Annotated in this window: 9 protein-coding genes and 1 pseudogene; 6 read left to right on the forward strand and 4 right to left on the reverse strand. The window is 41.6% G+C overall.

Annotated features, from left to right (window positions below; all coding sequences use genetic code 11):
• Nucleotides 1-97 precede the first annotated feature (97 nt).
• On the reverse strand, nucleotides 98-916 hold the full coding sequence (locus ACGF49_RS03055) for a 2OG-Fe dioxygenase family protein (protein ID WP_052760888.1): 819 nt from the start codon (nucleotides 914-916) through the stop codon (nucleotides 98-100).
• A 302-nt stretch (nucleotides 917-1,218) separates the two neighbouring features.
• Complete coding sequence (locus ACGF49_RS03060; RefSeq protein WP_112877907.1) at nucleotides 1,219-1,407, reverse strand: hypothetical protein; 189 nt, start codon at nucleotides 1,405-1,407, stop codon at nucleotides 1,219-1,221.
• A gap of 384 nt (nucleotides 1,408-1,791) precedes the next feature.
• On the opposite strand from ACGF49_RS03060, the pseudogene ACGF49_RS03065 reads away from it, so the two are divergent.
• A pseudogene (locus tag ACGF49_RS03065) lies at nucleotides 1,792-1,914 on the forward strand (IS982 family transposase); the annotation flags it as partial.
• Between the two features lie 119 nt (nucleotides 1,915-2,033).
• Here the strand turns inward: ACGF49_RS03065 and ACGF49_RS03070 are convergent.
• Together ACGF49_RS03070 and ACGF49_RS03075 are read right to left on the reverse strand one after the other, a co-directional pair.
• The gene (locus ACGF49_RS03070) at nucleotides 2,034-2,198 is read right to left on the reverse strand and encodes a hypothetical protein (protein ID WP_228900862.1); all 165 of its coding nucleotides are present in this window, start codon (nucleotides 2,196-2,198) and stop codon (nucleotides 2,034-2,036) included.
• A 149-nt stretch (nucleotides 2,199-2,347) separates the two neighbouring features.
• On the reverse strand, nucleotides 2,348-3,754 hold the full coding sequence (locus ACGF49_RS03075) for a carbohydrate porin (RefSeq protein WP_113042029.1): 1,407 nt from the start codon (nucleotides 3,752-3,754) through the stop codon (nucleotides 2,348-2,350).
• Between the two features lie 1,168 nt (nucleotides 3,755-4,922).
• Between ACGF49_RS03075 and ACGF49_RS03080 the strand changes: the two genes are divergently transcribed.
• The 5 genes from ACGF49_RS03080 to ACGF49_RS03100 all read left to right on the forward strand — a co-directional run bounded on the left by ACGF49_RS03080 (nucleotide 4,923) and on the right by ACGF49_RS03100 (nucleotide 11,529).
• On the forward strand, nucleotides 4,923-5,072 hold the full coding sequence (locus ACGF49_RS03080) for a hypothetical protein (protein ID WP_262977676.1): 150 nt from the start codon (nucleotides 4,923-4,925) through the stop codon (nucleotides 5,070-5,072).
• Between the two features lie 186 nt (nucleotides 5,073-5,258).
• A complete protein-coding gene (locus ACGF49_RS03085) occupies nucleotides 5,259-7,256 on the forward strand; it encodes an alpha-ketoacid dehydrogenase subunit alpha/beta (RefSeq protein ID WP_228900291.1) in 1,998 nt (665 codons plus the stop codon).
• A 9-nt stretch (nucleotides 7,257-7,265) separates the two neighbouring features.
• Entirely contained in the window at nucleotides 7,266-8,831 is a 1,566-nt protein-coding gene (locus ACGF49_RS03090) for a biotin/lipoyl-containing protein (RefSeq protein WP_387489561.1), read from the forward strand.
• Nucleotides 8,824-10,674, forward strand: coding sequence for a type I polyketide synthase (locus ACGF49_RS03095; protein WP_113042026.1), 1,851 nt, complete (start codon nucleotides 8,824-8,826; stop codon nucleotides 10,672-10,674). The genes ACGF49_RS03090 and ACGF49_RS03095 overlap by 8 nt, the downstream gene beginning before the upstream one ends.
• Nucleotides 10,675-11,106: 432 nt before the next feature.
• On the forward strand, nucleotides 11,107-11,529 hold the full coding sequence (locus tag ACGF49_RS03100) for a cupin domain-containing protein (RefSeq protein WP_113042025.1): 423 nt from the start codon (nucleotides 11,107-11,109) through the stop codon (nucleotides 11,527-11,529).
• Nucleotides 11,530-12,082: the final 553 nt, after the last annotated feature.

Here is a 12,082-nt window from a genome sequence, read left to right on the forward strand (position 1 = left end):
CAACTATCATTTCTGGCACTCCTGGCACTCCTGGCACTCCTGGCACTCCTGGCACTCCTGGCACTCCTGGTTGTCAGCTACTTTCATGGCAAAAGAGCTATTGGGAACGCCTATCACTCTGTTCTAGCGGGGTGAAATCAATCAGAATGATAGTGCGAACGCCAACGCTGGCATTTTCATCGCAAGTTACGGGATTGATATAATGACAAATCGCTGCATCATCGATGATGTAGCTATCAAGGGGATCATTAAGGAGAAAACGAGTTATCTCATGAGCAGGGACTTCTTCAAGCTGGCAATTTGCATAAGAAGGCGGTGCGATATGTGTTGCACCGCCTTCGACATTATAACGTTCAATCAAATGTACAGCGGTGAACGGCTGACCGTCACGATGAAAACAGTTAGGCGTAATTTTTGCCGGTTTACCCGGTAGTGCCTGCATTCGGATTAGATGCACCCCACACAGCAAACGGGAATAATGCTCTGCCATGCCGGTTAGACTCAGATCGTGCCAAATGAGTTTATTAAGTAGCCCTTTATTAAGTATCTCATCAGACATGCGCAGGAATTTGCGTACTACACCACCAAATTCAGGTTGATATTCACTTCCCTGATGATAATCAATCTCTATGCTATCATCGGGCTGCGGATAACCTGTTTTCCAATGAATAGTTTCTGTTTCACGGCTCCATACTCCTTCACAATAACTGCGGTGACGACCATCTTCACCAAATCGATCTAACGGCAGTGACTTCGATAATTCACACAGAGAGATAAGATCGATTTTTTCACTGTCAGAAAGGTCAAGATCGGTGGCATTGAAAGTGGCAAACCCTTGTTGCTGCAAGCTGTTGTGGATATGTGCGGTAGTAAGACGGTAACTATTTGGTGCGTTAATAAATATATTCCAGCCCATTGTAATATCTCTTTATTAGGGTGAACTACAATGACATCGTATTAAATTAATTACGATATCTTAGGAAAAACCAGTTAATACTAATTAACTCAAAAAATTATTTAGTTATATTTAATGATTTTAAAAAACACCTATAAATAAGAATATCTCGATTTTGCATAGTCAGTGCAACAACATTGCCATGCTTTTTGTCGATCTACAAAATCAATCAATCAATTTCTGACAAGTCAGATAGTAAAGAATATTGCTAGATAAATGAGAGAGATAATTTTAAATCAATAGGCCATTAGACCATTAGACCATTAGACAAATCTACTATAGTATAACAACCGTTTTTTGAGTGAATTAATCACCTCAATAGCATTGCCTTTCTTGCTGGGTGAAACAATCGCATCCTCCGACAATACTTTGACATCCATCTTTCCTTTATCATCCCTGGCTAGCAGCGCATAAGGATTAGTAAAGTCAATTTTTTTATCTAAATTCTTCACTGATCATTTCATGACTAAAAAATTCTAATCCATTATTAAACATCATTATTTTAACCCTTTTTTAATGAGTGAAACGCCTTTACTGTAACTTCCGCCAATCATATAAACAGCCTAACAATAAAAATATTTTCACTAAAATTTAATTAGAAAATAGATCGCAGAGTATACAATGTCAACTTGGGGTTTTATTTTTTATTTGGCAAAGAAATTTTACATATAAAGAGGCATCAGAATATTAAATTTAATTGATTTTAAATCTAGTATATTATCAACCGCTTTTATTGATTCGGCCAAAATTGCCGTTTGTCACAACCTCTATATACCCAATGGATTTCAAGATGCATCGCGGCGGCAAGGGAACGAATCCCCGGGAGCATAGATAACGATGTGACCGGGGTGAGTGAGTGCAGCCAACAAAGAGGCAACTTGAAAGATGACGGGTATATTCCCCGTCATAGAGTATTTGAGAGAGTTGCGCAGCGAGGAAAAACGAGTATGGGCTGGTTTTTATGACTTTTTAAACGAAACCGAGGTTAATTAAGACAAAGTGCCGGAAAAAAAACAGCACTTTGTCAATGAGTTGAAGAAAATCCGTAGAGCGGGTTTTCTTCCTTAAAGGTAGAAAGCTATGCGCTTACCTGTTGGAAGACGGCCAATTCTGCTTGTGAAATTTTTAGCTCATCACGCAGTTGGCTAAGGGCGAGCTGGATACTGGCTTCTTCGACCCGTTCCGCGACTCGTGCCTGCATTTCAGGACTTTCTTTAGCCAACAGTTCTCTGTAAGTAGCCATGATTATTTCTCCAGTTTCGCAAGATGTTTACGGTACTCGGAATCAGCCAGCTGAGTCATATTCCTTCATAGAAGCGTTTCTCATTTAATTCCGTTGTGGATAGTTGGAGACATTGCTCGTCTTGGTCCTGCACACCCATTAGTTTGCAATTAGAAAAGAAATTTAAATCTGGCGCGTGCGCCGTAGCGTCGGTCATTATTACTGTTGGCAATTTTGTTGTTGGCATTTGCCTCCAGCATAGAGACGTAGGCGCCAAGATAGAGATTAAAGTTTTTCATATTCATAATATTAGGAATCTGATATGACATATGGATGGTATTTATATCGTATTTACCCGGTTCATTGAATGGGTGATTAATATATGCGGTTGTATCGTCAGTATTGAACGTTTTGATATTGTTATGGGCATAGATATAACCCAGTTCGAAACGATGCCACATCACATTAATGCCGGTAGTGAAATTATGTTCATCTGAGGCATCCAGATAGGCGGTATTCAGGTTAGCAACAATGCCATCATCAGGATCGGCCTCCAGACCGTTCCAACTTAATGTCATGCCGTAACCATTGCGTCTGGATTGATCGACCCATTGCCCTTGATTATTCTGGTAGCCATAGGCGTTATTGACGACATTACTCTCCATCGCTATGGCTGCACTAAATTGATCTTTTTTCCAGGCTGCTACCGGGCGCAAATAGGCGACATTTTTTTTATTTTCCAGTGTGTTGCCGTGGTAAGTGTTATCTCGGAATAGTGAAGTGCCATCTTCAAGTAGGGTATTGAGTTCGAAATACCAGTTACCTGCGTATTTGCTCAGCATCAAGTTACCACCGCTGTTACTGCGGCCACGTCCTTCTTTCATCATGTAGATATAGCCGAAACCGTCGGCATACAAATCATTGGCGGTATTACCAGAATACTGAATAAAAGTATCTTGGTTGAGTGGGAACATATCGTAAGCTTCAAAACGCCCGATTTTTACCTGCCAGTTTTTCTCATTGCCGAAAAAGAAAGCGGCGTCGTCAAGATTCATTTTGCCAGTCATGTCTGCTAATGGTTGCACTCTAAAGCCGGCAAAGTTGTTGTTTTGATCACGGCGGTAACCGTCCAGTCCGATCAAAATGCGGCCATTAACATTCCAACGCTCTTTGTCGCCAGGTTTCCAGTCTTTATTATCGCTGGTTTTAAGTGAAGTAAGCTGACCGGTTCGGCTGGCGCTATCGAGATTGAATTCTACATCGCCGTATAATTTTAGATCGCCAAAATCATTCAATTTCAAGTTGTTGGTTGATGAAGCACTGTTTTCCAGCGGAGTGGTGCTTTGTGCTATTTGTATGGTCTGTTGTTTGGTTTCGATAGCGTGCTGTTCTAGTTGCTGCGCGCGTTGCTCGGCGGCAGTGGCTCGTGCTTCAGCTTGGGCAGCCCGCTGTTCTGCTTGTTGCAGTCGCTGCTCCAGTGCATCCAGGCGTGCTTCGATGCTATTGGTGGGTGAAGCGAGGGCAGAGGCTGAAAATATTAATCCTGGTGTGACAATCAGATAGTGAAGGTTTTTCATGATATGCTACCCTTTTGGGATATGAGTTATTATATCGTAGTTAAATTATCAAGCTGGTTTTTGGGCTAAAAGATAATTGAGTTGATTAGCAGATCGCAATCAACTCTACTCACCAGATAAAGCTATTGTGATCGAATACTCAAATTCGGTATGAAAGATAAGTAACGGTGGAATGGATTTCCACCACCGGGGTGGTCAGGGTTGCGTTTTCAAGATCAACAGGAATGATTGGCATGGTACGAAAGTGTTGGAATTGTTTGTCAATGTTAAACAAAGGGGGCTGTCAAAGTTGTTGTTATTTGAAATGAGAAAGAGTATCTGAAGTAGAAATAATTGCATGAATTAATCATCTTTCGAAGTATGAAAATGACGCATTTAATTCTATTATTTATAGAGATAAATTCATTAAAATCAATCTGTTGGGAATTATATTTTATCTTATCATTTTTTTAATTTACTATTTAAATGATTGGTAATATATTCAAAAGGTTATGAAATATATTTTTATATGTTGATATCCTACTAATTGCATTATAATATCAGCGTTGTTTGGGATGATAACTTCATAATAATCATATAGTTAAATTTTTTGCTACCCTTTTTGTGATCATTCCCGCATTACTACAGTTTTTTTTATGATAAAACATAAGAGATAATAAGCTAAATTTTTATAAAATATCAGGATTGATGCTGGATGACGTCGTCAATTCAGCTATATCTATTGTTTGATATGAGGAGGTCATTATTGATATTCATCACAAAACATAATGAATTCTAATGTGAGCATAAAGGCTCAAGTTCGATTGATATAATACGTGTTATTATTTAGGCTATGTCTTGGTTAAACATAAAAATACCTAATGAAGAGCTTGTCGAAAAAATCTGATTATCAAAATAATTTAGCAAAGTAATGAATTATTCCTATGTCTTATCATTGCAGGACTCAAAGATATAGGTAACAACCTGTTTTTTAATTGTATTGTGATTATATTGTATTGTAATCATGTAAATGCTGGTGCTTGTTGGCCCTACTCTATAACGAATGGCTGTTGTTCATCGGTTGGAGTTTTTTAAATGGTGTCACATTATGTTCAGGACAATGCTAAAAATTTAGGGAATACCATGACAGCCGAAGCCATTTATGGTTATGGAGATAATTTTTCCCTCCATGTTAGGTGCATATACACTATGGATTTCAAGATGCATCGTGACGGCAAGGGAGCGAATCCCCGGGAGCATAGGTAACTATGTGACCGGGGTGAGCGAGTGCAGCCAACAAAGAGGCAACTTGAAAGATGACGGGTATAAACGTAATTAAAAATTGTGACCGTATACCTCTATCTTTTGCAATTCGTGTAGGCAATAGCCCTACATTCACTTCTTATATCGGGATCTATAGTCTCTCAAGTAATCATGAACGGGACTACCCCGTATTCGCTTTTTTATCAAGCATTAAGCGCAATAACGACAACTACCACGTTAACTATTTGTGAGGAAAAAGAGAGTGATAGACGTACAGATCAATGAAGTACCTCTTAAGGAACACAGCCCTTCAATTAATGATTGTTTGGATGAGCAAAAGTTACTTTATGACATGCTGCTGTCACGGGAATTTGATAATCGTAGTGCGATAGTCACACGACAAGGTCGAGCTTGGTTCCATGTGTCGGCTGCTGGACATGAAGGGTTGGCTGTGTTGCCTCAGCTTATGGAAAAGAATGATGTACTGGTTCCTTACTATCGTGATCGGGCATTAGTATTAGCGCGTGGTATGTCTATTGTTGAAATGACAAGGGAACTTATGGGTAAGGCCACTTCTCACTCGGCCGGCCGAACCATGTCGAATCATTTCTGCTCCAAAGAGCATAATATCTTCTCGGTAGTCAGCTTGACCGGAACCCAATGTATTCCCGCGGCTGGAGCCGCCTGGGCAAGCGTGTTGGACAATAAAAATGGGCTTGTCGTGTGTGGTGTCGGCGATGCGGCGACCCGGCAGGGAGAATTTTATGAAGCGGTCAGCTTTGCAGTTGAAAGGCGTTTGCCGGTAGTCTTTGTGGTTTCCGATAATAAATTGGGTATTAGTACCTCAACGGAGAAGATGGCTCCGTATCGGTTGGGAATATTTAACGAGTGTTTGATTCGCCGCGTTGATGCCCGCAAACCGGAAACTTTGTTTCCTGTTGCACAGGAGGTATTCAATAAGGCGAGATTTGAGCGGACTCCTTGCATATTGGTTTGTCGTATGGATCGGTTAGATTCTCATTCCAATTCAGATTCTCACAAACTGTACCGTACCCCGGATGAGCTGGAGGTGCTACAGGACCCTATTGAAAATTATGTCGCTTATTTAAAGGAAAAAGGAGCGATTACCGAGCAAGCTCTGGCTGAACAAAAAGAGCGCATTAAAGCGGATGTCGCGGAAATATTTGAGCGTGTTTACCACGAAGAAGAGCCTGATCCTGCAAGTGTCAGTACCTATTTATGCAATCGTGAAGGAACGCCTACCGTACATGTTGAGATGGAAGCCGAAGAGACACAGGTCAAAGCGGTAAATCAGGTTTTGGACGAGGCATTGAGTCAGCATCCGAATGTGCTGTTATTTGGTGAGGATATTGAAGATCCTAAAGGTGGTGTTTTTGGTTTCACCCGTGGTTTATCCACTCGCTATCCTGATCGTGTTATTAATGCTCCCCTTTCAGAAGCCACGATTATTGGCTCGTCTGTTGGATTGTCCGCCTGTGGTTGGCGTCCGATTGTTGAACTGCAATTTATTGACTTTGTTGGGCTAGGTCTCAATCAATTACAATCACAACTTGGCACTTTAAGTTGGAGAACGGTAGGAAAATGGCGTTGCCCGGTGGTGATATATGCTCCTTATGGCGCTTATCTCCCTGGTGGTGGTATATGGCACAGCCAAAGCTCGGACGGTATCCTGGCGCATATTCCCGGTATTAACGTTCTTGTTCCAACGACACCGGCTGATACCGTCGCGTTGTTCCGTACCGCGTTAAGTCTGGACATGCCGAGTCTGATCCTGATCCCTAAACACCTTATGAGAGAGCGCCATGAGCGTCGGTTAGTGAGTCCAGTGTCGCTTGGGCAGGCAAATATTGTCAGGGCAGGAAAGGATATTACACTGGTTGCTTGGGGAAATACGATTCAGCTTGCGACTATGGCGGCTCTTCAGGCGGAAAAAGACAATATTGACATTGAAGTGATTGAATTACGTAGTCTGGTACCTTGGGATAAACAACGGATTGCGGAATCTTTACGCAAAACCGGGCGGCTTATCGTTGTACAGGAGGATACCCGGACGGCCAGTGTTGGTGCATCCATTATTGCTGATATTTTGGATGAGAATGACAATTTCTTCTCTTTATTGGCACCTCCGCGTTTGGTGACGCGTGAAGATATTCATATTCCTTTTAATCCTTGTTTAGAGAAAGCTGTTTTACCCGGTACGGATGACATTTTGGCCTCCGTCTATGCGGTAATGAGCTAAGGAGAACTTATGGCACAGTTGCTTATTCCCCCGATGGGAGAAGGAACCACTGAAGTCGTCATCATCCAGTTACTTAAGCAGGTGGGGGATCATGTCAAGCGTGATGAACCTGTTTATGAAATGGAGACGGATAAGGCCGCCTTTACTATTGAGTCTGATGTTGAGGGGATCTTGGAAAAATGGTTGGCGGCGGAAAATGATATTATCCCTGTTGGATCGCCTATTGCAGTCATCAGAGCTGTTGGCGAGATAGCAGAGCCTTCCCCTGTCAGTGAAGAGTTAACGCCTCCGCCGGAGAAAATGGAGAGAGTGGCGGAGGAGGTAGAAAAAATAGAGAAAGTGGAGGCGGCTCCTGAAGTATCTGCTCCTCCTGCGCGTATTCCGCCAAAAACCCGTCAGTACGCACAAGAACACCAAATTGAGCCGCACATTCTTAGCCAACTGGCGGAAAAACATGGGACATTATTGCCTGGTCATATAGATGATTACCTCCAGCAATACCGTGAAATTAAGATATCAGAAGAAACCAGGCCGTCAGAAAAGAGCAATGCAGAAAATGACAATGTGGGTTTTCTGTCCAGAGATCAGCAGCGTCTTAATCGGGCAATACGGTTAAATAGTGCTGCGGTACAACCTTGTTGGGCAGCTAAACCACTACCGATTGAGCTTGTTGATAACGCCATTCATCATTTAACGGAAACCTCCGGGCAACAGGCGTGGATAACGCCATTTCAGGTCATCACTTATGCGATTTCTCAGGCATTGAAAAAATTCCCGATGTTGCGTTCGAGACCGCTTGATCAAGAGCGTTATCACACTTATACGGATATCAACCTGGGTATTGCTTTTCTGGATGAAAAAGGCGATTTGAGTTCGTTAAAAGTACCGGGAACGCAGACCATGAGCTTTTTTGAGTTCAGGCAACACTTGAATGGTGTACTTGATCCCGATGCGGAAAAACTGCCCGTTGATATTGATGTTCCTATGATGATCTCATATACCGGCAACGATGGTGCTACCTTTGCTGTACCTCTTATTGTGCCACCATCTCAGTCAACATTGTTCATCGGTGCGCCTCACAACAAAGAGATGAACCTCGTTCTGGCATTTAATCACTATCTGCTCAATGGGGTAGAGGCGTCTGAATTTATTACCGAGATTATTGTTCAGGTTCGTGTTCTGTCTGGGCCACGATCTACCGTGCATCAGATAGAAGGTAAATCAGGTAAATCGGTTTCCGGGCAATTACGCACGCTGTTGGCGGATTTCCTGAATTGGGACGAAGATTTTACTGAATCAATGATGCAGCGCACTTGGGCTGATTTGGGCATTGATTCGCTCAAGGCAGTAAAACTTGCAGAGTTGATGTCGGCGCATTTTCGTCGAAAATTATCGCCGACGCTGTTCTGGCGTTATAGCTCGCCGCATCGATTGATTGAATATCTTGACACTGCCAAAACTGAACTGACTGAGAATAAACATTCCTTAGATGACTTTATTAATGCGATGCGTAGTCTTGATGGCGAAGCAGCATTAAGGTTACAGCGCCTCATAGAAGGAGGAAAGCATGGATAATCTGTATCACATATATCATTCGCTTAGTCCGAATGAACAACGGATAGCTAAATCTGCCTTGTTGGAGCATTTAAGTTCCATTACTCCCTCAGTAAGTAGTGCGGGTGATACGAAACAGATGCCTATTGCTATTGTGGGCATGGCTTTCCGACTTCCTGGGGCGGAAGATTCTCCAGAGCAGATGTGGGAGATCTTAAGATCTGGACGCAGTGTGATAGAAGAGATGCCAGAGCAGCGGTTTGCATCAGGAAAACCTTACGTCATTCCGTTACCTAAAAAAGCCCTGAAAGCGGGGTTACTCGATAGTATTGATGGTTTTGATGCGCCATTCTTTGGTATTTCTCCGCGAGTTGCGGCCATGATGGATCCGCAACAGAGAATGCTATTAGAGCTGACCTGGCAAGCGATCGAAGATAGCGGCGCCAATCCGCTTGGCTATTCAGGATCAAAGACGGGTGTTTTTATTGGTTCGTGCAGTAATGATTATCGTGAACTTGTTGCGGCCGATATGGCGATGGCAAATGCTTATGCAACGACAGGGACACTGAATTGCCTTCTGGCTAACAGATTGTCATTTTATTACAACTTTATTGGCCCAAGTTTGCAAATTGATACTGCGTGTTCAAGTGGATTGACGGCACTGACTCAAGCGGTGAATTCATTGCGTTCGGGGGAATGCCAACAGGCGATAGTTGGCAGCGTTAACCTATTGAGCAACACATTCAACATGGCTGCTTATTACCGGTCGGGAATGTTATCTAAAGATGGCTGTTGTAGGGTTTTTGACGCGGATGCTAATGGTTTTGTCCGTGGTGAAGGGGCTGTCTGTCTATTCTTGAAAACGCAAAAACAGGCCTTAGAGGATCGGGATCCGATTTATGGATACGTTCGAGCATCGGCGGTCAATCATGGTGGACGTGCTAATTCATTGACTTCGCCTAACCCTGAGCAGCAAATTGCGTTGGTTAAAGATTGCTTGCTACAGGCTGGAATTTCTGCGGAACAAATCAGTTACCTTGAAGCACATGGAACGGGAACCTCGTTGGGTGATCCTATAGAATTTAATGCGCTTAATGAGGTCTTTAATCATGATGAATCAGGAGAAGCGCTACAACCTTGCTATATTGGTTCAGTAAAAGCCAACATTGGGCATTTAGAAGGCGCTGCGGGGTTAGCTGGCATCGTTAAAGTTTTATTAATGTTGCAGCATAAATCTATTGTACCTAGCGCCGCGTTTCAGCGTTTGAATCCTGAAATTGACAGTGTGGATTCACGTTTACAACTGGCTACAGAGGAAAATTCTTGGCGAGTGGGGGCAGGGCAAAAGCGTTTCGCTGGACTCAGCTCTTTTGGATTGGGGGGCAGCAATTCTCATGTCATTTTAGAGGAGGCGCCAACTCAAGCGCAGCAACAGATTAAAGCCAATTTGGAGGGGTATTATTATCCCATTTCGGCTAATAGCCTGGTATCGTTACAAAAAATGGTGACTATGCTAGGGGATTTTATCGAGAACGATGAAAGCATTGAACTGCCAGCGGTTAGCTGGACATTACAGTTTGGTAGGGCAGCGTTATCCTATCGGGCACTGTTTGTTGCAACATCACGGCAGGATCTTTTGAAGCAGTTACGGGATTTTGCTTCGTCTACTTCAACGAAAGAAGATCAATGGCTACATATGGCAGAAGACGACTCTCGATTTTTATGGTTACGAGGTCAGGATATAGATTGGCGTACTTGCTGGCCTTCCGGGCAGAAACCGCTGCGTATTCGATTGCCCAAATATGCTTTTGAACATCGGCGTTACTGGTTACCTCACAATGAATCCGTGGTTGCAAAACAGTAGGCAGTGAAGCGAGACAGGAAAACCAGAGAGCATGGTGGAAACCCCACAATCTCTTACGAGATTGTGGGGTGTCTTTTGTTTGTCTTATGTTTTCGTTTGTATTGAAAGAAGGTCCTCGGCGGATTTGGCTAACCTAATTTTGGGATAATATCATTTTAAACTGGGGTTATCTTTACAAAGATATTTAAAATGAGCGTTTTACAGTGATTGTTGTCACAAAGTGAATATTTGTAAAATACTACTATGGAATTACATATTTCTGTTTGATATATTGTTAATAACCAGTTAGTTTATTTGTCTATATAATTTTGTGATGATTAAATTTTACTGGGAAATATTATTTACTTGATAGAGAGATAGTATTATTTCAATTAATAAAGAGAGATGATAGTTACTTTAAAATTTTATTTATAGAGATAAAAGGAAGGTAATATGGAATTTATTAAAAATAGATTTTGTCACTGGAATGGTGAACATCTCGTTGTCGATACAATGGCTAGAAGTCATAAAATGGTTAACAGTATGGGAACGGGTGAGGGATTAGTTTCGTTTGATGGCTTTGGTGCTGATCTAATTCGTTTCAGTAAAAATGAAGGGATGCAGAATCATACTCACTTAGGGCATCATATCTTATTTGTACTCTCAGGAACGGGTTATGTTATTTATGCTGGTGAAAAGCATGAAATAGAGCCTGGAGTTTGTTATTTTGTGAATGGACAAATAGATCACGCGATTAAAGCAACTAGCGATTTGGTCATGGTTGTTGTCGGTAATAATCATTGTGCGGTTGATTCGCAAGATAGGACGACGCTGGTGCCATATAGAGAGGGAACCCCAGAAGAATTAAAGGTTTAACTTGGGATAAATTGAATTAAACATGTGCTAGTGCTTGGTGAATTGCGAAAATGCCATGATATTCTGCCAGAGATAAAGTATCTAACATTATATTCATGAAGATAATTATAAATCAGGAGAAGTAATTGGAGTGATAAAAGGATGATATAAGATTTTTTCAATCAATATATATGATCATCTCATGAAGGGGATCAGGTACTAGCCGATGAAACATTAGATTTACTGTAAATAAAATGGAGAAATATATTAGAGATAATATTCTATTGTAATAATAAAGGTGGGAAGGACTATTGAAATTATTTAAATATAATATTTAAATTGGAAAATAATTTAAATGGGTGGTGATAATGCATTTCTGAATGGAAATTAACTTAAATAACCTGAGTTCTGGTTAAGCCGTTACTAACATATCCATTTCTAAGCAGGAAATATTCAGTGATTTTGTTCTCTTTGAGACAATAAGCTATCTGTCCCCTAATACATTTAACATTAATCCTTGCACACTACAGTGTCGTGAATGTTCTATTTGAGAAATATTGGGTATCTGTATTTA

Source organism: Photorhabdus sp. RM96S, assembly GCF_042879335.1.
GTDB lineage: Bacteria > Pseudomonadota > Gammaproteobacteria > Enterobacterales > Enterobacteriaceae > Photorhabdus > Photorhabdus kayaii.

What these genes read in the sequence shown, in the direction of transcription:
- ACGF49_RS03070 (WP_228900862.1), bottom strand. Translation starts at nt 2,198, where the DNA reads ATGGCTACTTACAGAGAACTGTTGGCTAAAGAAAGTCCTGAAATGCAG.
- ACGF49_RS03080 (WP_262977676.1), top strand. Translation starts at nt 4,923, where the DNA reads ATGTTAGGTGCATATACACTATGGATTTCAAGATGCATCGTGACGGCA.
- ACGF49_RS03100 (WP_113042025.1), top strand. Translation starts at nt 11,107, where the DNA reads ATGGAATTTATTAAAAATAGATTTTGTCACTGGAATGGTGAACATCTC.
- ACGF49_RS03075 (WP_113042029.1), bottom strand. Translation starts at nt 3,754, where the DNA reads ATGAAAAACCTTCACTATCTGATTGTCACACCAGGATTAATATTTTCA.
- ACGF49_RS03055 (WP_052760888.1), bottom strand. Translation starts at nt 916, where the DNA reads ATGGGCTGGAATATATTTATTAACGCACCAAATAGTTACCGTCTTACT.
- ACGF49_RS03095 (WP_113042026.1), top strand. Translation starts at nt 8,824, where the DNA reads ATGGATAATCTGTATCACATATATCATTCGCTTAGTCCGAATGAACAA.
- ACGF49_RS03090 (WP_387489561.1), top strand. Translation starts at nt 7,266, where the DNA reads ATGGCACAGTTGCTTATTCCCCCGATGGGAGAAGGAACCACTGAAGTC.